We start from the raw sequence: 21,317 nt of genomic DNA, 5'->3' as shown, positions 1-21,317 counted from the left end.
CGCTCCGTATCTCATGCGACGCGATCAGGGCACCGGTAGCGGTCGGCACGACTCCCCCGCCCGCCCGCCGAGACCGGGCAACCTCCCCCTGGAGCTCAACGCGTTCGTCGGCCGCACCGGCGAACTCGCCGATCTCGCCGCCGCGTTGGAGGCCGGACGCCTGGTCACGGTGACCGGCGTCGGCGGTGTGGGGAAGTCACGCCTCGCCGTCCGGGCCGCCTCCGCCGCCGCGCCGCCGGACGGCGCCTGGCTGGTGGAGCTCGCGGCCGTCCGGGACCCCGATCTCGTGGAGCACGCGGTCGCCGACGCGCTGCGTCTGACCGATCACACGCATCGCACGCCGCGCAAGGTGCTGCTCGACCATCTCGCGGAGCGGGAAGTCCTCCTCGTCATCGACGGGTTCGAGCACCTGGTCGAGGCGTGTGCCTCCCTGGTGGGGGATCTGCTGCACCGCTCCCCCGGCCTGCGGGTGCTCGCGGTGGGGCGCAGGCCGCTCGACACCTGCGGCGAGCGGATCTTCCCGCTCGCGCCGCTGCCCGCGCCGGACGCCGCCGTGCTCTTCGCCGACCGTGCGGCGGCGGGGCTTCGGGGGTTCGCCCTCGACGAGGAGAACGAAGCCGACGTGGCGGAGCTGTGCCGCCGTCTGGACGGCATCCCGCTGGCCGTCGAGCTGGCGGCGGGTCGGCTGCGGGCGCTCTCACCCGCGCAGCTGCTCTCCCGGCTCGACGACCGGTTCGCACTGCTCACCGGAACCCGGCGTGACGTTCCGCCGCGGCACCAGACCCTGCGTACGGCCATCGGCTGGAGCCACGAGCTGTGCACGGCGGGCGAGCGCCTGCTGTGGGCGCGGCTCTCGGTGTTCTGCGGGCCCTTCGACCTGGAGGCGGCCGAGTACATCTGCAGCGGCGACGGCCTGCACGCCGACGACGTGCTCGACGTGCTCGGTGAGCTGCTCGCGCAGTCCGTCGTGACCCGCGAGGAGGGACCGACGGGCGTCCGCTACCGCATGCTCGACACGGTCAGGGCGTACGGCTTTGACTGGCTGGAGGCGACCGGCGACGCGGCGCGGATGCGGCGCAGGCACCGCGACTGGTACATGGGGCTCGCCACCTGGTGCGAGCTGGACTGGTTCTCGCCGCGCCAGGCACGGGTCGCCGAACTCGTCGACTGCGAACTGCCCAATCTGCGGGGCGCGTTGGAATACTGCCTGACGGAGCCGGACGAGACGCATCTGGGCCAGTACCTGGCGGGCAGCCTGTGGTTCTACTGGGTCGGCTGCGGGCGGCTCGCGGAGGGCAGGCACTGGCTGGACCGGGCGCTCGAACTGGACGGCGACCACGACGACTCGCGCCTCAAGGCGCTGTGGGTCCTTGGCTACGTCGCGGTGCTGCAGGGCGACACGGTCGCCGCGCTCGCCGCGCTGCAGGAGTGCAAGGACGAGGCGGAACGTACCGGCAGCGCCATCGCGACCGCGTACGCGGTGCACCGCATCGGCTGCCTCGCGCTCCTGGCCGACGACATGGAGCGCGCCGAAACCTTGCTGCGCTCGGCTCTTGAGCAGTACCGCGAGATCGGCGAGCTCAACAGCAACGTCCTGATGGGCCAGGTCGAGCTGGCGATGGCCCTCGCCTTCCGCGGCGAGCTCGCCGGCGCGGTGGAGCTCTGCGAGGACGTACGCCAGGTCTGCGAGGACCACGGCGAGCGCTGGACTCTCGCGTACGCCCTGTATGTCCTCGGCTTCGCGGCCTGGACGCGCGGCGAGGCCGCGACGGCCCGTGAGCTGGTCATGCGGTGCCTGGCCCTGGACCACGCCTTCAACGATCTGCTCGGCACGGTGCTCGCGATCGAGCTGCTCGCCCTGTTCACCGCGGTGGAGGGCGACCCGGCCGAGGCCGCGGTCCTGCAGGGCGCCGCGTCCCGCATCTGGCCTTCGGTGGGCCTTCCGCTGTTCGGCTCGGGGAACTTCGGCGGCCCGCACGAGCTGTGCGAGACGCGGGCCCGCGAACAGCTGGGCGACGCGCGGTACGAGGAGTGCGTGGCCGCCGGGACGCGCCTCACCCCGGACGCCGCGGTCTCCCGGGCCCTGGGCGCGGGGCAGCGGACCCACGCAAAAACCCGCCGCCCGCTCCACCACGAGGGCAGGGCGGGCGACGGGCTGAAGCAGGGAGAGCTACGTCCGGGTCAGCGGGCGTAGTACTCGACGACGAGCTGCTCGTCGCAGATCACGGGGATCTCCTTGCGGTTCGGGTCACGGTCCAGACGGAAGGCCAGGGCCTTCAGGTTCACCTGGAGGTAACGCGGGATCTCGCCGTCGGGGGCGAAGCCACCCTCACGCGAGACCACGAACAGCGGCTTCTCACGGCTGCGCTCGCGGACCATCACGACGTCGTCGGGACGGACGCGGAACGACGGCTTGTCGACCTTGCCGCCGTTGACCTCGATGTGGCCGTGGCTGACCATCTGACGGGCCTGGTAGATCGTGCGGGCGATGCCCGAACGAAGGATCAGGGCGTCGAGACGGCGCTCGAGCTCGATGACCAGGGCCTCGCCGGTCTTGCCTTCGGCCTTCTTGGCGCGGTCGTAGGCACGGGCCATCTGCTTCTCGCTGATGTCGTACTGCGCGCGCAGACGCTGCTTCTCGAGCAGACGGACCTTGTAGTCCGAGTTCTGCTTACGGCCACGGCCGTGCTCGCCCGGCGGGTAGGGGCGGGCCTCGAAGTACTTGACGGCCTTCGGGGTCAGCGCGATGCCGAGGGCACGCGACTTCTTGACCTTGGGGCGGGACTGGTTCGGCATGAACCAACCTCTCTGTTCCATGTGAAATCGGCTTCACCAGGGTTAGGGGAGGTCGCAATCCGCAGCCTGGGAAACCCATCGGATCCGGTGATGCTGGATCCGGCGGGCAGCCGCTCCCTGGTCTGGGCACTATGTGCAGCACGCGAGTGGCCCACCGACCGCTTCCCGGAGTGCGGGATGGTGGTGGGCTGCCCGCGACACCTTCGACGGTGCGCGACGCTCCTGGAGATCCTGGACGGTGAGGTCCAAGGCTCCGGCTGGATGTCCCGTTCTGGTGGCGTCCGGTACGAGACCGGACACGGGACGCAGCACTTCGGGCAAGTGTACCGGGTGGCAGGGGGTGCCTCAGCCGCAGGTGGCGATGAGGTCCTGGAGGGCCAGTTTCTCCGGGGCCGTGACCGTGAGCTGGTACTTCGCCTTGATCCCGGTCCAGCGGCGGCCGTACTCGCACCAGTATTCCTCGCGCGGCGGTTTCCACTTGTCGGGGGTCTGGCTGCTCTTCGTGTGGTTCGTCGCCTTGTCGGCGGCGAGCAGGACGTCCAGGTCGTTGGCGTACGTGAGGCGCCGCTGGGCGGTCCAGGCCCAGGCTCCGGCCCGCCAGGCGGCGCCGAGCGCGACGACGTGGTCGGTCTGGATCTGCGAGGCGCGGCGGTAGGAGTAGGGCAGCTCCTTGCCGGTGTACGGGTCGTGCAGGACGCCGGAGAGCACGACGCAGGGGTTGCGGTCGCCCTCACGCAGGTCCTTCAGGTCGCGCCGCAGGACGTCGTCACGGGTGTCGCAGCCGTTGCGGCCGCCGGGGGCATCGGTGTCGTCGGACCAGCCGACGCCGAACTCGGAGCGCTTGTACGTCTGCCAGTTCTTGCCCCAGGCGACCGTGAGGCCGGCGAGCTGGTCGCGGGCCCGCGCGGCGGTGGGCGGAAAGCCGGGGCTCGCGAGGGTGGCGGCGGGGGACGGCTTCGGGGTGGGCTGCTGCGCCGACGTCGGAGGCTTGCTCGTGTGGCGGGACGCCGCGCGTTCCAGCTGCGGTGGTGTGCAGGCCGCGGCGAGGGCGGCGACGACGAGCAGGGTGGCCCCCGCGCGTGGCCCGGCTGCTGTGCCCATGGCGCCGAGCGTAGGCGGGAGCGCCGGGGGCCGCCCGCCGAGCCGAGCCGTGCGGCTGCCTACTCGCCCTTGAGGCGCTCGCGCACGCGCTCGACCACGTCCGCGTACCTCGCCTCGGCCCCATAGCGCGTGGGTTGGTAGTAGCGCTTGGCCGCCACGGCGTCCGGTGCGTACTGCTGGGCCGCGATCGCGCCCGGCACGTCGTGCGGATACACATAGCCCTGGGCGTGGCCGAGCTTGGCCGCCCCCTTGTAGTGCCCGTCGCGCAGGTGGGGCGGGACGGGGCCCGCCAGGCCTGCGCGGACATCGGCCTGGGCGGACTGGATGGCGATCGTCGCGGCGTTCGACTTCGGGGCCAGGGCGAGGGCGATCGTCGCGTGGCTGAGGGTGAGCGCGGCCTCCGGGAAGCCGATCATCGCGACGGCCTGGGCGGCGGCGACCGCCGTGGGCAGCGCGGTGGGGTCGGCGAGGCCGATGTCCTCGCTCGCGGAGATCATCAGGCGGCGCGCGATGAAGCGGGGGTCCTCGCCCGCCTCGATCATCCGGGCCAGATAGTGCAGGGCCGCGTCCACGTCCGAACCGCGGATGGACTTGATCAGGGCGCTCGCGACGTCGTAGTGCTGGTCGCCGTCGCGGTCGTACTTCACGGCCGCTTTGTCGACCGACTCCTCCAGGGTCTGGAGGGTGATCTCCTTCTCCCCCTTGGCGATGGCCGAGCCCGCGCCCGCCTCCAGGGCGGTGAGCGCGCGCCGGGCGTCGCCGCCCGAGATCCGCAGGAGATGCGCCTCGGTGTCCTCGGGCAGCTCGACCGCGCCGCCCAGGCCCCGCTCCTCGGTGAGCGCCCGGCGCAGCAGACCGCGCAGGTCGTCGTCCGTGAGCGGTTCGAGCGTGAGGAGGAGGGAGCGGGACAGGAGCGGGGAGATGATCGAGAAGTACGGGTTCTCGGTGGTCGCCGCGATCAGCGTCACCCAGCGGTTCTCGACGGCCGGCAGCAGGGAGTCCTGCTGGGCCTTGCTGAAGCGGTGGATCTCGTCGAGGAAGAGGACGGTCTCCTTGCCGTGGCCGCCCATCGCACGCCGGGCGCCCTCGATGACGGCGCGGACTTCCTTCACACCGGCGGTGATCGCGGAGAGCTCCACGAAGCGCTTGTTCGTGGCCTTGGAGACCACGTACGCAAGGGTGGTCTTGCCGATGCCCGGCGGTCCCCAGAGGAACACCGACGACGGTCCCGCCGGTCCTCCCCCGCCCTCGCCCACCAGCCTCCGCAGGGGCGAGCCCTGCTTCAGCAGATGCTGCTGGCCGACGACTTCTTCGAGGGTGCGCGGGCGCATCCGGACGGCCAGGGGACTCGTCGAAGGGTCCTTCTCCTGGCGGTCCTCGGCAGCTGCGGTAAACAGGTCGGGCTCCACGCTCGGAACCCTACGTCAGCCCACTGACAACGCTCTCGGCGCTGTCAGCTGGTCCAGAAGTCCCACCAGCGCGTGAGGATCAGCATGCCGATGATGCCGACGTGCAGCACCGGAAGCACCCAGGTGAACTCGCTGAAGAACGTACGCAGCCAGGAGGGCGCGGGCAGGAAGCCGTTGCGGACGTTGGACGACGTGACGTACCAGAACATGACGATCGTGGCGACCCAGGCCAGGCAGCACCACAGGCACAGGGAATTGATCTCGTACAGCGACTGGTACATCAGCCACATGCAGAAGCCGACCCCGAAGAGAGTGCCCGCGTTCAGCGTCAGCCAGTACCAGCGCGGGAATCGGGCGCGGCCCAGCAGGCTCATGCCGACACAGATCACGACGGCGTACGCGGCGATGCCCAGCATCGGGTTCGGGAACCCGAAGGCCGACGCCTGCTCGCTCTTCATGATGTTGCCGCAGGAGACCACCGGATTGAGGCTGCAGCCCGGCGTGAAGTCCGGGTCCTCCAGGAGCTTGAACTTGTCCAGCGTGATGACCCACGCCGCGAGCAGACCCGCCGCACCCGTGATCACCAGAAGCAGCGCGAACGCACGGCTCCCGCCGACACCGCGTGGCGCGTCCGCGTCGGTTCCGCCCCGCTCGCGATCGTGGTCGGAGGGGCGGCTTGCGCTTGCCGGGGTCGTCTTGCTCATCACGCCGTTCCGTCGCTGAGTGGGGGCCTGCGGGCACGGACATTGTGCCGCACGCGCGCGGGTGTCCACCGTTCGATGGACATAAGGAGGTACGCACGGAGGTCCCGGAGCGTTCGGTTCGCCGGGACGCTCGACGGCATGACGGCAGACGACGGAACGACAGCGGCCGCGGGCGACCTCGCGGTGGACGTGCGGGGGCTGCGCAAGCGCTACGGCGACGTGGCCGCCGTGGACGGCATCGACCTGGCCATCCGGCACGGGGAGGTCTTCGGCATCCTCGGCCCCAACGGCGCGGGCAAGAGCACCACCGTGGAGATCCTGCAGGGCAACCGCGCGCGGGACGGCGGCGAGGTCACGGTGCTCGGCGCCGACCCCGCGTCCGCCGGGCGCGGATGGCGCTCGCGCGTCGGGATCGTGTGGCAGGACGAGTCGGCGCCCGCCGAGTCGACGGTGCGCGAGACAGTACGTCAGTTCGCCCGCTACTACCCGACGCCACGTGACCCCGAGGACGTCATCGCGCTCGTCGGCCTGGAGGAGAAGGCGGCCAGCCGCGTCAAGGGCCTCTCGGGCGGCCAGCGCCGCCGCCTCGACGTGGCGCTCGGCGTCATCGGCGACCCCGAACTCCTGCTCCTGGACGAGCCGACGACAGGCTTCGACCCGGCCGCGCGCCGCCAGTTCTGGAGCTTGATCCGCAGGCTCGCCGACGAAGGCACGACCATCGTGCTCACCACGCACTACCTGGAGGAGGCGGAGGCGCTCGCGCACCGCCTTGCGGTGATCGCCGGGGGCCGTGTGGTGGCCGAGGGCGAGCCCGCGGCCCTGCGCCACCGCCACGGGACCGAGGCCACCGTCGAGTGGACCGACCTGGACGGGACCCCGCGCAGCGAGCCGACGAAGACCCCGACGCGGACCGTCGCCGAGCTCACGGCCCGGTTCGACGGGGAGATTCCGGGGCTGCGCGTCAGCCGCCCCTCCCTCGAGGACGTGTATCTGCGGCTCACCGGACAGGAAGGCGACGCGCGATGACAACGACGGCGACCACCACGGGCATACGCCCCTCCGAGCGTCTCCCCCAGCGGCTGCCCTCGGCCTGGGCGCTCGGTCTGCACCAGGGCGCGATGGAGCTGAGGCAGTTCTTCCGGCTGCGCGAGCAGGTGGTCTTCACCTTCGCCTTCCCCATCGTCTTCCTCTTCCTCTTCGCGTCGATCTTCAGCAACGACGTGGAGGGCGCGGGCATCACGGCGTCGCAGCTCTACGTGGCCGCGATGATCGCCGCGGGCGTCATGTCCACCAGCTTCCAGTCGCTGGGCATCTCCATCGCGATCGAGCGCGACGAGAAGGTGCTTCGGCGCCTGCGCGGGACGCCGATGCCGCCCGCCGCGTACTTCCTCGGCAAGATCTGGCTCGTGCTGGTCACCGGGATCCTGGAGACCCTGGCCCTGTTGCTCGTCGGCGTGACACTCTTCGACGTCGATCTGCCGACGAGCGCGGGCAAGTGGCTCACCTTCGGCTGGGTCTTCGTGCTCGGGCTCACCGGCTGCGCGCTGCTCGGCATCGCGATCAGCAGCGTCCCGAAGTCCGGACGCAGTGCGAACTCCGTGGTCGTACTGCCCTTCCTGGTGCTGCAGTTCATCTCCGGCGTCTACATCGCCATCGACACGATCCCCGACTGGATGCTGAACATCGGCGCGCTCTTCCCGCTGAAGTGGATGTGCCAGGGCTTCCGCGGGGTGTTCCTGCCCGGGTCGGCCAACGTCCTTGAACAGACGGGGAGCTGGGAGTACGGCCGCATCGCCCTGGTGCTCGGCGCCTGGTGCGTCGGAGGATTGGTGCTGTGTCTGCTGACCTTCCGGTGGAAGAACCGGCGCGACGGATGAGCAGGGCGGCCAGGCCGCGCGACGCGCACATCTGGCTGCGCACGTTCCGGCTCTGGGACGCGTACTTCACCGTGGTGTGGGTGGCCACCCTGCTCTTCGTGCTCGGCACGGCGGAGCCCGGGTGGCCCGTCCGGCTCACCACCGCGGGTCTTCTGCTGCTCCTGGTCCCCTGGTACGCGGGGCTCGGCCGCTCCGTCCTCATGGAGGAGGGCACCGACGAACGGCGGGCGCTGATCTACATCGCGGGCGCCGTCGCGCTGTTCCTGCCGCCCGGCGTGCTGATCGGCGAGACCCGCCTGATGACCTTCGCCCTCATCCCGCAGTGCTTCATCTGCCTGCGGATGCGCTGGGCGATCGCGGGCGTCACCGTCATCAACTTCGCGCCCGTGGCGGGCTGGGCGCTGCTGTGGCGGCCCTCGCCGCAGGACCTCTTCTACAACTCGGTGTTCGCCGTGGTGACGCTGGTCTTCTCGGTGGCGATGGGCAGCTGGGCCGTCCGCATCATCGAGCAGAGCCTCGAACGGGCCGAGCTCATAGCCGAGTTGGAGTCCAGCCGCGAGGAGGTCGCCCGGCTCTCCGCCGAGCGCGGCGCCCTCGCGGAGCGCGAGCGCATGTCGCGCGAGATCCACGACACCCTCGCGCAGGGCTTCACCAGCGTCCTCATGCTCGTCCAGGCCGTCGACGCCGAGCTGGAGCGGGATGCGCCCGCGGCCCGCCGCCACCTGGAGCTGATGGAGGCGACGGCACGGCAGAACCTCGCGGAGGCGCGGGCCCTGGTCGCGGGGCGTGCGCCCGCCGACCTGCACGGCGGCTCACTGCCGGACGCGCTGCGGCGGCTGGCCGCCCGGCACGAGGCCGAGGTCTCCGTGACGGGTGAGGTGCGCCCGCTGCCGCCGGGCCTGGAGGTGGTGGCCCTGCGCTCCTGCCAGGAGGCCCTCGCCAACGTACGCAGGCACGCCGGGCCCGGTACGTCGGCGACCGTCGCCCTGGCCTACGCGCGGGGCTCGCTCACCCTGGCGGTGCGGGACACGGGGTGCGGCTTCGACACGGGCGTGCCGGGGCAGGGGTACGGCCTGCGGGGGTTGCGCGCGCGGGCCGCCGAGGTCGAGGGCACCGCCGAGGTAGAGAGCGGACCCGGCGACGGAACGACCGTCACCGTCCTGCTTCCGATCCCCGAGAGGAACGCCCTGTGATCCGCATCGTGCTGGCGGACGACCATCCCGTCGTACGCGAAGGGCTGCGCGCCATGCTGAGCGCCGAACCGGACCTGGACGTCGTCGCGGAGGCGTCAAGCGGACCGCGGGCGGAGGCGCTCGCCGCCGAGCTGCGGCCGGACATCGTCCTGATGGACCTGCGGATGCCCGGCGGGGGCGGGGCCGACTCGATCGAGCGGATGGCGACCGCGGGGCTGCCCTGCCGGGTCATCGTCCTCACGACGTACGAGACCGACCGCGACATCCTGCGTGCCGTGGAGGCGGGCGCGGCGGGCTATCTGCTCAAGGATCTGGCGCGGGGTGAGCTGGCCGATGCGGTGCGGGCCGCTGCCCGCGGGGAGACGGTCCTGGCCCCCTCGGTGGCGGCGCGGCTGGTGGACCAGCTCCGTACGCGGCCCGAGCGGCCTCGGCTCTCGGCGCGCGAGACCGCGGTGCTCCGGCTGGTCGCCGAGGGCTGCACGAACGCGGACATAGGGCGGCGTCTGCATGTCGCCGAGTCCACGGTGAAGACGCATCTGCTGCGGGTCTTCGGGAAGCTGGGGGTCGACGACCGGACAGCGGCCGTCACGAGCGCGATGCGGTTCGGCCTGCTCGATCAGTGACGAGGGCCCCGGGTGCGGTGTCGCACCCGGGGCACGGCGCCTCAGGCCAGCTTGCCCTTCAGGACGGCCACGATCTCGTCCACCGCGACCGCGTCCTGCTCGCCGGACTCCATGTCCTTGAGCTGCACGACGCCCTCGGCGAGGTCGCGCTCGCCCGCGACGATCGTGAAGCGCGCGCCACTGCGGTTGGCGTTCTTCATGGCGCCCTTGAGGCCCTTGCCGCCGTACGAGAAGTCGGCCGCGACGCCCGCCTTGCGCAGCTCCGTCACCTTGGCGAACAGGACCCGCCTGGCCTCGTCGCCGAGCGGCACCGCGAACACGCTGGTCGCCGAGGGCAGTTCGAGCTCCACGCCCTCCGCCTCCAGGGCGAGGACCGTGCGGTCCACGCCGAGCGCCCAGCCGACGGACGGCAGCGCGGGGCCGCCGATCATCTCGGAGAGGCCGTCGTAGCGGCCGCCGCCGCCCACCGCGGACTGCGAGCCGAGGCCGTCGTGGACGAACTCGAAGGTCGTACGCGTGTAGTAGTCCAGGCCGCGGACCAGCTTCGGGTCGTCCTCGTACGCGACGCCCTCCGCCGTCAGGAGCCCGCGCACCTCCTCGTGGTACGCCTTGCACGCGTCGCACAGGTAGTCGCGCAGCATCGGGGCGCCGACCAGCTGCTTCTGGACGTCGTCGCGCTTGTCGTCCAGGACCCGCAGCGGGTTGATGTCGATACGTCGACGCGTCTCCTCGTCCAGGTCGAGCGCGCGCAGGAAGTCCTGCAGCGCGGCCCGGTAGACGGGGCGGCACTCCTTGTCGCCGAGGGAGTTCAGCAGGATGCGGAACTGCGAGAGGCCGAGCGTGCGGTACGCCTGGTCGGCGAGGATGATCAACTCGGCGTCGACCGCCGGGTCCTCCACACCGATCGCTTCCGCACCGACCTGCGAGAAGTGGCGGTAGCGGCCCTTCTGCGGGCGCTCGTAGCGGTAGTACGAGCCGGAGTACCAGAGCTTGACCGGGAGGTTGCCCGCCTTGTGCAGGTTGGCCTCCAGGGCCGCGCGCAGCACGGACGCGGTGCCCTCGGGACGCAGGGCGAGCTGGTCGCCGCCCTTGGTCTCGAAGGCGTACATCTCCTTGGAGACGATGTCGGTGGACTCGCCGACGCCACGCGAGAACAGCTCGACGTTCTCGAAGCCGGGGGTCTCCACATAGCCGTACCCGGAGTTCCGCAGCGGCGCGGCGATCGCCTCGCGCACCGCCAGGTACTTCGCCGAGTCCGGCGGGAGCAGGTCGTAGGTGCCCTTGGGGGCCTTGAAGGTGCTCACGGGTTTTCTCTCGTCACATTCCTCGTCGGGGAGCGTCGGCTCCCAGGCCGGCGGCCACCTGACGCAGATACGGGTTGGTGGCGCGCTCACGGCCGATGGTCGTGTGCTCGTTGTGACCGGGCAGGACCACGGTCGAGTCGTCGAGCGGCAGGCACACGCGCGCCAGCGACTCGAGCATCTCGTCGTGCGATCCGCCGGGCAGGTCGGTGCGTCCGATGGAGCCGGCGAACAGCAGGTCGCCCGAGAAGAACACCGAGGGGACCTCGGCGGACTCGGGGAGCTGGAAGGTCACCGACCCCTTCGTATGCCCCGGCGCGTGCGCGACGGAGAAGTCCAGACCGGCGAGCTTCAGGCGCGCGCCGTCGGCCAGCTCCTTGACGTCGGAGGGCTCCCCCACGGTCAGTTCGCCGAGCAGCTGCGCGCCGAAGGAACGGCCTATGGCCTTCTCCGGGTCGCTCATCATGTACCGGTCGTCGGGGTGGATCCACGCGGGCACGTCATGTGCACCGCAGACCGGGACGACCGAGGCGACGTGGTCGATGTGGCCGTGGGTGAGGACGACCGCGACGGGCTTGAGCCGATGCTTCTTGAGTGCGTCCTCGACTCCCTCGGCGGCCTGATGGCCCGGGTCGATGATCACGCACTCCTCACCGGCGGCGGGGGCGACCAAGTAGCAATTGGTGCCCCAGGCCCCGGCGGGAAACCCGGCAATGAGCACGATCGTCCTTCGTTCGTCGTCCGGCGGAGGTGACCGCGCAGGATCGCGGCAGATCAGAGCCTACCGGCGCTCCCGATTCCACAGCTAACCCATATACGGTACGGGGCTAACAGAAGCGGTCATCCACGCAGAGGAGAGATCACCCGGTGGTCAGCAACGATCAGCGGCGGCGTCAGCTCGCCCGGGAGAAGTTCTTGCGGCAGCAGCAGCGCCGGGAGGCCGCACGGCGCAGGGCGCGGATGCGCAACGCGGTGATCGCCTCGGCGCTCGCGGTGGTCGTGGCCGGTGGCGCGGTGTCGTACGCGGCGGGCGCCTTCGACGACGACGGCAAGCCGAAGGACGTGGCGAGCCCGGGTCCCACCAAGAAGCCGGACCCCTGCGAGAAGCCCGCGGGCGGCAAGGTGAAGCCGCTCAGCTTCAAGAAGGAGCCGGCGCTCACGATCGACAAGTCGGCGAACTACGCGATGAAGCTGAGCACCACCTGCGGCGACATCGGCCTCGACCTCGACGCGGCGAAGGCCCCGCACACGGTCAACTCCTTCAACTTCCTGGTGAACAAGGGCTACCTCGACCACACCAAGTGCCACCGGCTCACCGCGGGCGGCATCTTCGTCCTGCAGTGCGGCGACCCGAAGGGCACCGGCGAGGGCGGCCCCGGCTACTCGATCCCGGACGAGAACCTCAAGGACAAGCGCCTGAAGGGGAACGTGTATCCGGCGGGTACGGTCGCGATGGCCAACCAGTACAACGCCCAGGAGAAGAAGGGCCGGGACACCGGAGGCAGCCAGTTCTTCCTGGTCTACCAGGACAGTCAGCTGCCGCCCGACTACACACCGTTCGGGACCATTTCCGATTCCGGGATGAAGGTGCTCAAGAAGATTGCCGACGCCGGCGAGAGCACCGGGCAGGGCGACGGCGCCCCGAACGCGACGGTCGTCATCGACAAGGCGACCGTGTCGAAATCCTGACCGCTTGCAGGCAAACTTCGGACGCGCGGGATGCGGACAGCCGCCCCGCGCGTCGCCTATGTTGGCGGTGACGAAACTGTGGACGATGCCGGGGGCCCGAGGCCCTGCGCAGGCATCATGTGGAGGAGGCGCTGTGAGCAGCGACCCGTGGGGCCGCGTCGACGAGACGGGGACCGTGTACGTGCGCAAGGCCGACGGCAGTGAGCGCGAAGTCGGTTCGTGGAAAGCGGGATCTCCTGATGAGGCCCTTGCCTACTTCGAGCGCAAGTACGACGGTCTGGTCGTCGAGATCGGACTTCTCGAGCGCCGGGTGAAGACGACCGACCTGTCGGCCAAGGACGCCATGACCGCCATCGACCACCTGCGCGCGCAGGTGGACGAGGCACACGCGGTCGGCGATCTGGACGCCCTGAGCAAGCGCCTGGACAAGCTCGTCGAGACCGTCGACGCGCGCCGTGAGGAGCGCAAGGTCCAGAAGGCCAAGCAGTCGGACGAGGCGAGGCACGCCAAGGAGGCGCTGGTCGTCGAGGCCGAGGAGCTCGCCCAGAGCGAGCAGTGGCGTGCGGCGGGCGAGCGGCTGCGCGCCCTGGTGGACACCTGGAAGGGTCTGCCGCGCCTCGACCGCAAGTCGGACGACGAGCTGTGGCACCGCTTCTCGCATGCCCGCTCGGCGTTCTCCAAGCGCCGCAAGGCCCACTTCGCCTCGCTGGACGCCCAGCGCGAAGAGGCCCGCAGGACCAAGGAGAGGCTGGTCGGCGAGGCCGAGTCGCTCTCCGGCTCGGCGGACTGGGGTCCGACGGCCGCGCGCTACCGCGATCTGATGACCGAGTGGAAGGCCGCGGGCCGCGCCCAGCGCGAGCACGAGGACGACCTGTGGAACCGCTTCCGCGGCGCCCAGGACGTGTTCTTCGCGGCGCGCAGCGCGGTCTTCGCGGAGCGGGACGCCGAGCAGACGGAGAACCTGAAGCTGAAGGAGGAGCTGGCCGAGGAGGCCGAGAAGCTCGTCCCGGTGAAGGACCTCAAGTCGGCCCGCGCCGCCTTCCGTACGCTCAACGAGCGCTGGGAGGCCATCGGCCACGTCCCGCGTGACGCGCGGCCGAAGGTCGAGGCCCGGATGCACGCGGTGGAGCGTGCCCTGCAGGACACCGAGGAAGCCGAGTGGCGCCGCACGAACCCTGAGGCGCGTGCTCGTGCCGAGGGCCTGACCGGTCAGCTGCAGGCCGCGGTCGACAAGCTGGGCGAGCAGATCGAAAAGGCGCGCGCTGCGGGCAACAACGCCAAGGCGGACAAGCTCCAGAGGGAGCTCGACGGCCGTCAGGCGCTGCTCGACCAGGCGCTGAAGGGTCTGCACGAGTTCGGCGGCTGAGTTCTCCGCCGACCGCGCTGTCCACGCAGAGGGGCTCCCGTACATCGCGTACGGGAGCCCCTCTGCGTGCGGGACCGGCCTACGGCCTGCGCGCCGACGTCACCCTGTACACGTCATAGACGCCCTCGACCCCCCTGACCGCCTTGAGTACATGGCCCAGGTGCTTGGGGTCGCCCATCTCGAACGTGAAGCGTGAGGTGGCGACCCGGTCGCGGGAGGTCTGGACGGCTGCGGACAGGATGTTCACGTGCTGGTCCGAGAGGATGCGCGTGACGTCCGAGAGCAGCCGCGAGCGGTCAAGGGCCTCGACCTGGATGGCGACGAGGAAGACCGATGACTGGGTGGGCGCCCACTCGACCTCGAGGATGCGCTCGGGCTCGCGGGAGAGCGAGTCGACGTTCACGCAGTCGCTGCGGTGCACCGATACGCCGCTGCCGCGCGTGACGAAGCCGATGATCCCGTCCCCGGGGACCGGCGTACAGCAGCGGGCCAGCTTGACCCACACGTCCTCGACGCCCTTGACGACGACACCGGGATCGGCGTTGGCACGGCGCTTGCTGCGGCTGCGTGAGGGCGGCGTGCTCTCGGCGATGTCCTCGTTGGCGGCCTCCTCGCCGCCGAGCGCCTGGACGAGCTTCTGCACGACGGACTGCGCGGTGACGTGGCCCTCGCCGATCGCCGCGTAGAGGGACGAGATGTCGGGGTAGCGCATCTCGTGCGCGAGGGTGACCAGGGAGTCGCCCGTCAGGATCCGCTGGATCGGCAGGTTCTGCTTGCGCATGGCGCGCGCGATGGCGTCCTTGCCCTGCTCGATGGCCTCGTCGCGGCGCTCCTTGGAGAACCACGCACGGATCTTGTTGCGCGCCCGCGGTGACTTGACGAAGCCGAGCCAGTCGCGGGAGGGCCCCGCGCCGGCCGCCTTGGAGGTGAAGACCTCGACCAAGTCGCCGTTGTCGAGGGTCGATTCGAGCGGCACGAGCCGTCCGTTGACCCGCGCTCCTATGGTGCGGTGGCCGACCTCGGTGTGGACCGCGTACGAGAAGTCGACCGGTGTCGCGCCCGCCGGGAGCGCTATGACGTCGCCCTTCGGCGTGAAGACGAAGACTTCGTTGCGCGACAGGTCGAAGCGCAGCGATTCGAGGAACTCGCTGGGGTCCTCGGTCTCCTTCTGCCAGTCGAGGAGCTGGCGCAGCCACGCCATGTCGTTGAGGTGGTCGTCCTTGCCACCGGTCTTCTTCGGTACGTCCGTACGCACCTTGGAGGCGCCGGCGGACGGCTCCTGCTTGTACTTCCAGTGCGCGGCGATGCCGTACTCGGCGCGGCGGTGCATGTCGAACGTACGGATCTGGAGCTCGACGGGCTTGCCGCTGGGGCCGATGACCGTCGTGTGCAGCGACTGGTACATGTTGAACTTCGGCATCGCGATGTAGTCCTTGAACCGGCCGGGGACCGGGTTCCATCGCGCGTGGACGGTGCCGAGGGCGGCATAGCAGTCGCGGACCGTGTCGACGAGGACGCGGATGCCCACCAGGTCGTAGATCTCCGCGAAGTCACGGCCGCGGACGATCATCTTCTGGTAGACGCTGTAGTAGTGCTTCGGGCGCCCGGTGACGGTGGCCTTGATGCGGGCGGCGCGCAGGTCGGCCTGGACCTCGTCGGTCACTATGGCGAGGTACTCGTCGCGCTTGGGGGCGCGCTCGGCGACCAGGCGCACGATCTCGTCGTACATCTTGGGGTAGAGGATCGCGAAGGCGAGGTCCTCCAGCTCCCACTTGATGGTGTTCATGCCCAGGCGGTGCGCCAGCGGAGCGTAGATCTCCAGCGTCTCGCGGGCCTTCTTCTCCTGCTTCTCGCGCTTGAGATAGCGCATCGTGCGCATGTTGTGCAGGCGGTCGGCGAGCTTGATGACCAGGACGCGGGGGTCCTTGGCCATGGCGACGACCATCTTGCGCACGGTCTCGGCCTGCGCGGCCTCGCCGAACTTGACCTTGTCCAGCTTGGTGACGCCGTCGACGAGAAGAGCGACCTGGTCGCCGAAGTCGCGCTTGAGGGTGTCCAAGCCGTACTCGGTGTCCTCGACGGTGTCGTGCAGCAGACCGGCCATGAGCGTGGCCGGGTCCATGCCGAGCTCGGCGAGGATCGTCGTCACGGCGAGCGGATGCGTGATGTACGGGTCGCCGCTCTTGCGCTTCTGGCCGCGGTGCCAGCGCTCGGCGACCTGATAGGCCTTCTCGATCTGGCGCAGCGTCGCCGTCTCGATCTTGGGGTCGTTGCTGCGCACTATCCGCAGCAGCGGCTCCAGGACCGGGTTGTACGGGTTCGAGCGCTGGACGCCGAGGCGGGCCAGGCGGGCGCGGACTCGGTTGGACGAGCCGGAGCGCTCGTTCTTGGCGGCCGTGGGGCGGGGCGTGGGGGTGGTGCTGCCCGCGCGGGCCTCGGTGGGGGGCTTGGGGCGGGCGTCGGCGGCAGGCTTGTCGGCCGTGGCACCGCCGGGCGCGCTCGGTGCGGACGTGGTGCTGGGAGGCGTACTCTCCCGCTTCGCCGGCGTCGCGCCCGCGGCGGGCGGCGCGCTCTTCGCGGGCGCAGCAGTGGACGCCGCCGCGCCCTTGGCCTGCTCTGCGGCCTTGGCGGCGGTGAGTGCCTTGGACTCGTCTGGCAAGAGGCGCTCCCTGTGCGCGATCCGGGTCCCCCGGTCAGGCCCCGAAGAGCCCATGGTATCGATCCTGGACCTTCGGCTCTCCCTCAGCTCGTGAGACAGCGCTTCACGGGAGAAACGCCTGAGGTCTCCACACGGCCGACCCTCGGTCTCTACAGAAGGAACACCTGAGGCGGGCGCCGGATTCCTCAGGGGGTGCGTGGTGGCTGCTCAGGCGCCTCAGACGGTGAGGAGGGCCTCCAGCGGGGCGCCCTCCAGGGCCGTCTCCAGCTTGTCGCGGCCCCCGAGGAAGCCGAGCTCCATCAGAACCGCCACACCGGCCACCTGAGCGCCCGCACGGCGGACGAGCCGCAGGGACGCCTCGGCGGTGCCGCCGGTCGCCAGGACGTCGTCGACGACCAGGACGCGGTCGTCGGCGGCGAGGTCCTCGGCGTGCACCTCGATCTCGGCGCTGCCGTACTCCAGGTCGTACGACTGGCTGAGCGTCGCTCCGGGGAGCTTGCCCGCCTTCCGTACGGGGATGAAGCCGAGCCCGGCGCGCAGGGCGACCGGCGCGCCCAGGATGAAGCCGCGGGCCTCCAGGCCCACGACCTTCGTCGCTCCGTGCCGCACGGCGAGATCCGCGAGGACCTCGGTCAGTGCGGCGAAGGCCTCCGGGTCCGCGAGGAGCGGCGTGATGTCCTTGAACATCACCCCGGGCTCGGGGTAGTCGGGAACGTCTCGGATGCGGCTGAGCAGAAGTTCCTGTACCTGGGTCATCTGCCCACCTCTTTGCTGTTGCTGATCAAGCGCCTGGAATGTCGCGGCGAGTCACCTTAGCAAAATCCGATTGCCCCACAGATCGGCCGGACACGGAGCGGCACTCCTCAGCGAGCTGCCGGGCGGCCTCGACCCGCATCAACCCGCCCGGCCCGTCCGGCCGCCCCCTCGCCCAACTGGTAGAAATTTGAACGGAGTTACCCGTGAGCAAACCTCAGAAGTTGCTCAAGCGACTGGAGTCGGGAGACGAGCACATGGAAAGATCATTAACGACCGCCCCTTCCGGGGCTAAAACGGAGGAACAGTGCATATCTCTCGAAAGGTCGCCGCAGGGGTCGTGCCCCTGGTGGCGATGACCGCTCTCGCCGGTGCGGCAGCCCCCGCGGGCGCCACCACGGACAAGACCACGAAGAGCGCGTCGGTCACGACCATGGCCAGCTGCAACGGCTGGCAGAATGCCGGCGGCGTCGCCGGACGCTGGACCAAGTCGAAGGACCCGTGTTCGCTGTGGGGCCACAAGGGCATGAAGGTTCGCTACCGCTGGGCGGCGGAGCGCGGCACGCCCTGCATCAAGGTCAAGGGCTTCAAGTACAAGAAGTCGACGAAGAAGTACGTGGCAAAGTGGTACAACGCGGGCTGCGGCAAGAGCGGGTTCATCAAGAACGTGCCCTGGGGAAATGTCGCGGCTCATCCCGAGATCAAGATCAAGGGCTTCTCGCTGCTCAAGTGGCAGTAGGCAGGCCTGGCAAGACCCTGAGCTGAACCAAGCGTGGGCCCCGCTCCTCGGAAGAGGAGCGGGGCCCACGTCGTTGCCTGCGGTCGGGGGAACCGATCGCGATCGGTTCCCCCGACCCGGTGTCAGCGGCGCTTCCCCGAGGGACGGCCACGGCCGCGGCCGCGGGACTGCTGCTGTGTACGGCGCTGACCGCCGACCACTCCGGCAGCCGCCGGGACGTCGTCCTCCGGCTCTTCGCCGTCGCCGAGCGGGCCCTCGGTGTCCAGCGACTCCCCCTTGGCGGCGGCAGCCGCGCGCTTGGCGAGCACCCGCTTCTTCAGCGCCTTCATCGCCGGCTCTCGCTCCTTCAGGTCGGCGACCAGAGGAGTGGCGATGAAGATCGAGGAGTAGGCACCGGCCGCGAGGCCGACGAACAGCGACAGCGAGATGTCGTTCAGCATGCCGGCGCCGAGCGCACCGCCACCGATGAAGAGAAGGCCCGCCACCGGAAGGAGCGCGACCACCGTGGTGTTGATCGAACGCACCAGGGTGCTGTTGATCGACCGGTTGGCGATCTCGCTGTAGGTGAACTTCGTCTGCTTGGCCGCGTCCTTGCCCTGCTCCTTGAGCGAGTCGAAGACGACCACCGTGTCGTAGAGCGAGTATCCGAGAATCGTCAGGAGACCGATCACGGTGCCCGGAGTCACCTCGAAGCCGACCAAGGCGTAGATGCCGACCGTGATCGTGATGTCGTGGATCAGCGCGACCAGCGCGGCGGCGGCCATCCGCCACTCGAAGGCGATCGCCAGATAGATCACGCACAGGACGAGGAAGACACCGAGGCCTGTCCACGCCTTGTTGGCGATCTGCTCACCCCAACTGGGGCCGACCAGATCCGCGTTGATGTCCTTCGCCGGGACGTCGAGGTCCCTGGCGAGCTCTTCCTTGATCTGGTCGGACTTTTCCGTGTCCACGCCCGAGATCTGGACGCGCATGGTGTCGTTGCCGAGCTTCTGGACGATGGCCTGGTGTCCCGAGGCCTTCTCCGCCGACTCCTGCGCCTGCTCGACCGAGGCCGCCGTCTTCGGCGTGGTGAAGACCGCGCCGCCCTTGAACTCGATGCCCATGTTGAGGCCCTGGACAGCCAGGGCGACGATCGCCGTGATGGTGATCAGGACAGAGACGCCGTACCAGATCTTCCGCTTGCCGATGAAGTCATAGCCGACTTCGCCGTGGAAGAGCTGGGCGCCGAGGTTGCCGAGCTTCGACATCTCACGCCTCCTTCGGGTCGACGGGGCCAGCGGAATCAGAGGTACGGCGGGTACGGCGCAGCGGAGGCTTGGCGCCGAGCCGCGTCGGGTCGATCCCGGACCACTTGTGGCCGCTCGCGAAGAACTTCTTGCGGGCCATGATCGTCATCAGAGGCTTGGTGAAGAGGAAGACCACCACGACGTCGAGCAACGTGGTCAGACCCAGCGTGAAGGCGAAGCCCTGCACCTTGCCGACCGTGACGATGTAGAGGACCGCGGCGGCCAGGAAGGACACGAAGTCGGAGACCAGGATGGTGCGCCGGGCGCGCGGCCAGGCCCGCTCGACTGCGGGACGCAGTGTGCGACCCTCGCGGATCTCGTCCCGGATGCGTTCGAAGTACACGATGAACGAGTCCGCGGTAATACCGATCGCAACGATCGCACCACACACCGCGGGCAGGTTCAGTGCGAAGCCGATGGCAGGACCGAGCAAGGTCATGATCGTGTACGTGAGGATGCCGGAGGCGACGAGGCTCAGTAGTGCGATGAAGGCCAGGCCTCGGTAGTACGCCACGAGGTAGACGACGACCAGGGCCAGACCGATGGCACCGGCGATCAGACCGGCGTGCAGCTGCTCGCCGCCGAGCGCAGCGGTCACGGTGGTGACGCTGTCCTCGTGGAAGGTGAGCGGCAGGGCGCCGTAGGACAGCATGTTCGCCAGGTCCTTGGCCGACTCCTGGGTGAAGCTGCCGCTGATCTCGGCGTTGGAGCTGAGCTGCGAGCTCACGCGCGGGGCCGAGACGACGTCACCGTCCAGCACGATCGCGAACTGGTTCTGCGGCTCGGCCTGCTTCATGAGCTTGCCGGTGGTCGCGGCGAACTTCTTGGAGCCGTCCTTGGTGAAGTCCATCGTGACGATCCAGATGCCACGCTCGGGGTCGAGCACGGCCTTGGCGTCCTTGACGTCCTTGCCCTCGACCTCGGCCGGGCCGAGGACGTACTTCTCCCACTGGCCGGCGCTGTTCTTGCCGCAGGCCGCCATCGGGTCGCTCGGCTTGACGCCTTCGGTCGCCTTGATCCGGCTGCTCTGCTTGGTGCAGTCGAGTGCGGTGAACTTCTCCTGGAGCGCCTTGGTGGCCGCGTCCCCCGTGGGGGTCGGCGACGGGGACTCGTTGCCCTTGGGCTTGTCCGAGCCCTTGGGCGACGGAGTCGGGTCGGCCTTCAGGGCGTCGGTGACGGCACGGCCCTTGGGGCTCTCGGTCGCGTCGGGCGCGGTCGCCGTGTCCTTGTCGGCCTTGTCGCCCTTGCCGTCCTTGTCGGTCGCCTTGGGCGAATCGGACGCCGAAGGGCTGCTGGAAGGATCAGGCGTCGGCGTGCCGGCCGCCATCGTCATCACCGGACGGAAGTAGAGCTGCGCGGTCGTGCCGACCTGCTCGCGCGCCTGCTTCTGGTTCGTCCCCTTGGGGATGTTGACGATGATGTTGCGGTCGCCCTGGGTCTGGACCTCGGCTTCGGAGACACCGAGGCCGTTGACTCGGCGCTCGATGATGCCCACGGCCGTGTCCATGTTGGTCTTGTTGACCGCATTGGGCTTGCCGGGCTCGCTCTTGGCGCCGAGCGTGATGCTCGTACCACCGGCGAGGTCGATGCCCAGGCGCGGGGTGGTGTGACCGGAGAGGAACATCCCCCCGGCGAGCGCCACCATGGCGATCAAGATCATGGCCAGGGAACGGCCCGGCCTCCCCTGGCCGCTCTGCCTCCGGCCCTTCTTCGGTGCTGCCACCTTCTCGTTTCTCCCTGTCCAACCGCCCGGAACCCATTACGTGCCGTGGGCGGCCATGAAGTGGTGTCGAGACCCGTCACGAGACACACGCACCG

At 69.9% G+C, this 21,317-nt stretch carries 18 protein-coding genes; 8 read left to right on the top strand and 10 right to left on the bottom strand.

The features are described from left to right. Positions 1 to 13: 13 nt before the first annotated feature. Entirely contained in the window at positions 14 to 2,194 is a 2,181-nt protein-coding gene (locus AC07AG_RS32780; protein WP_478759734.1) for an ATP-binding protein, read from the top strand. Here the strand turns inward: AC07AG_RS32780 and rpsD are convergent. From rpsD to AC07AG_RS32760, 4 genes are all read right to left on the bottom strand, one after another. Further along, complete coding sequence (rpsD, locus tag AC07AG_RS32775) at positions 2,182 to 2,796, bottom strand: 30S ribosomal protein S4 (RefSeq protein WP_249591119.1); 615 nt, start codon at positions 2,794 to 2,796, stop codon at positions 2,182 to 2,184. The genes AC07AG_RS32780 and rpsD overlap by 13 nt on opposite strands. Positions 2,797 to 3,141: 345 nt before the next feature. Further along, positions 3,142 to 3,897 carry an HNH endonuclease family protein gene (locus AC07AG_RS32770; RefSeq protein WP_478759733.1) on the bottom strand — a complete coding sequence of 252 codons (756 nt, stop codon included), beginning with the start codon at positions 3,895 to 3,897 and terminating at the stop codon, positions 3,142 to 3,144. Between the two features lie 59 nt (positions 3,898 to 3,956). After that, positions 3,957 to 5,306: a replication-associated recombination protein A gene (locus tag AC07AG_RS32765; protein WP_478759732.1), complete on the bottom strand. Its 1,350-nt coding sequence runs from the start codon at positions 5,304 to 5,306 to the stop codon at positions 3,957 to 3,959. A gap of 44 nt (positions 5,307 to 5,350) precedes the next feature. Next, entirely contained in the window at positions 5,351 to 6,010 is a 660-nt protein-coding gene (locus AC07AG_RS32760) for a vitamin K epoxide reductase family protein (protein ID WP_478759731.1), read from the bottom strand. 138 nt (positions 6,011 to 6,148) lie between these two features. On the opposite strand from AC07AG_RS32760, the gene AC07AG_RS32755 reads away from it, so the two are divergent. From AC07AG_RS32755 to AC07AG_RS32740, 4 genes are read left to right on the top strand one after another with little or no spacing between them, the layout of a single operon-like run. Then, the gene (locus AC07AG_RS32755) at positions 6,149 to 7,036 is read left to right on the top strand and encodes an ABC transporter ATP-binding protein (protein ID WP_478759730.1); all 888 of its coding nucleotides are present in this window, start codon (positions 6,149 to 6,151) and stop codon (positions 7,034 to 7,036) included. Continuing rightward, positions 7,033 to 7,887, top strand: a complete 855-nt coding sequence (locus AC07AG_RS32750; protein WP_478759729.1) for an ABC transporter permease — start codon at positions 7,033 to 7,035, stop codon at positions 7,885 to 7,887. Before AC07AG_RS32755 ends, AC07AG_RS32750 begins: the two co-directional genes overlap by 4 nt. Further along, positions 7,884 to 9,080 (top strand): sensor histidine kinase, encoded by a 1,197-nt coding sequence (locus AC07AG_RS32745; RefSeq protein WP_478759960.1) that lies wholly within the window; start codon positions 7,884 to 7,886, stop codon positions 9,078 to 9,080. Before AC07AG_RS32750 ends, AC07AG_RS32745 begins: the two co-directional genes overlap by 4 nt. Beyond that, positions 9,077 to 9,703: a response regulator gene (locus AC07AG_RS32740; RefSeq protein ID WP_478759728.1), complete on the top strand. Its 627-nt coding sequence runs from the start codon at positions 9,077 to 9,079 to the stop codon at positions 9,701 to 9,703. The genes AC07AG_RS32745 and AC07AG_RS32740 overlap by 4 nt, the downstream gene beginning before the upstream one ends. Positions 9,704 to 9,744: 41 nt before the next feature. Here the strand turns inward: AC07AG_RS32740 and hisS are convergent, their stop codons facing one another. Beyond that, a complete protein-coding gene (gene hisS / locus AC07AG_RS32735; protein ID WP_478759727.1) occupies positions 9,745 to 11,007 on the bottom strand; it encodes a histidine--tRNA ligase in 1,263 nt (420 codons plus the stop codon). A gap of 13 nt (positions 11,008 to 11,020) precedes the next feature. Next, positions 11,021 to 11,725: an MBL fold metallo-hydrolase gene (locus AC07AG_RS32730; RefSeq protein ID WP_160503787.1), complete on the bottom strand. Its 705-nt coding sequence runs from the start codon at positions 11,723 to 11,725 to the stop codon at positions 11,021 to 11,023. Positions 11,726 to 11,871: 146 nt separating this feature from the next. On the opposite strand from AC07AG_RS32730, the gene AC07AG_RS32725 reads away from it, so the two are divergent. Then, positions 11,872 to 12,693, top strand: coding sequence for a peptidylprolyl isomerase (locus tag AC07AG_RS32725; protein ID WP_478759726.1), 822 nt, complete (start codon positions 11,872 to 11,874; stop codon positions 12,691 to 12,693). Positions 12,694 to 12,826: 133 nt separating this feature from the next. Beyond that, positions 12,827 to 14,059 carry a DUF349 domain-containing protein gene (locus AC07AG_RS32720; protein ID WP_478759725.1) on the top strand — a complete coding sequence of 411 codons (1,233 nt, stop codon included), beginning with the start codon at positions 12,827 to 12,829 and terminating at the stop codon, positions 14,057 to 14,059. A gap of 79 nt (positions 14,060 to 14,138) precedes the next feature. On the opposite strand, the gene AC07AG_RS32715 is transcribed toward AC07AG_RS32720, so the two are convergent. Together AC07AG_RS32715 and AC07AG_RS32710 are read right to left on the bottom strand one after the other, a co-directional pair. After that, entirely contained in the window at positions 14,139 to 16,718 is a 2,580-nt protein-coding gene (locus tag AC07AG_RS32715) for a RelA/SpoT family protein (RefSeq protein WP_478759724.1), read from the bottom strand. 216 nt (positions 16,719 to 16,934) lie between these two features. Then, complete coding sequence (locus AC07AG_RS32710) at positions 16,935 to 17,474, bottom strand: adenine phosphoribosyltransferase (protein ID WP_478759723.1); 540 nt, start codon at positions 17,472 to 17,474, stop codon at positions 16,935 to 16,937. Positions 17,475 to 17,778: 304 nt separating this feature from the next. On the opposite strand from AC07AG_RS32710, the gene AC07AG_RS32705 reads away from it, so the two are divergent. After that, positions 17,779 to 18,210 (top strand): hypothetical protein, encoded by a 432-nt coding sequence (locus AC07AG_RS32705; RefSeq protein WP_478759722.1) that lies wholly within the window; start codon positions 17,779 to 17,781, stop codon positions 18,208 to 18,210. Between the two features lie 122 nt (positions 18,211 to 18,332). On the opposite strand, the gene secF is transcribed toward AC07AG_RS32705, so the two are convergent. After that, positions 18,333 to 19,460 carry a protein translocase subunit SecF gene (gene secF / locus AC07AG_RS32700; RefSeq protein ID WP_478759721.1) on the bottom strand — a complete coding sequence of 376 codons (1,128 nt, stop codon included), beginning with the start codon at positions 19,458 to 19,460 and terminating at the stop codon, positions 18,333 to 18,335. A gap of 1 nt (position 19,461) precedes the next feature. Continuing rightward, positions 19,462 to 21,222, bottom strand: a complete 1,761-nt coding sequence (gene secD / locus AC07AG_RS32695) for a protein translocase subunit SecD (protein WP_478759720.1) — start codon at positions 21,220 to 21,222, stop codon at positions 19,462 to 19,464. Positions 21,223 to 21,317: the final 95 nt, after the last annotated feature.

This window comes from Streptomyces sp. NPDC044044, from assembly GCF_056434405.1.
The sequence above is the reverse complement of the archived record's forward strand: the minus strand, read 5'-3'. Positions and strand labels throughout refer to the sequence as shown.

Excerpts from the sequence above, each read along its gene's own strand:
- AC07AG_RS32750 (WP_478759729.1), top strand. The coding sequence starts at position 7,033 with ATGACAACGACGGCGACCACCACGGGCATACGCCCCTCCGAGCGTCTC.
- AC07AG_RS32710 (WP_478759723.1), bottom strand. The coding sequence starts at position 17,474 with ATGACCCAGGTACAGGAACTTCTGCTCAGCCGCATCCGAGACGTTCCC.
- AC07AG_RS32745 (WP_478759960.1), top strand. The coding sequence starts at position 7,884 with ATGAGCAGGGCGGCCAGGCCGCGCGACGCGCACATCTGGCTGCGCACG.
- AC07AG_RS32780 (WP_478759734.1), top strand. The coding sequence starts at position 14 with ATGCGACGCGATCAGGGCACCGGTAGCGGTCGGCACGACTCCCCCGCC.
- secF (WP_478759721.1), bottom strand. The coding sequence starts at position 19,460 with ATGTCGAAGCTCGGCAACCTCGGCGCCCAGCTCTTCCACGGCGAAGTC.
- AC07AG_RS32760 (WP_478759731.1), bottom strand. The coding sequence starts at position 6,010 with ATGAGCAAGACGACCCCGGCAAGCGCAAGCCGCCCCTCCGACCACGAT.
- rpsD (WP_249591119.1), bottom strand. The coding sequence starts at position 2,796 with ATGCCGAACCAGTCCCGCCCCAAGGTCAAGAAGTCGCGTGCCCTCGGC.
- AC07AG_RS32755 (WP_478759730.1), top strand. The coding sequence starts at position 6,149 with ATGACGGCAGACGACGGAACGACAGCGGCCGCGGGCGACCTCGCGGTG.
- AC07AG_RS32770 (WP_478759733.1), bottom strand. The coding sequence starts at position 3,897 with ATGGGCACAGCAGCCGGGCCACGCGCGGGGGCCACCCTGCTCGTCGTC.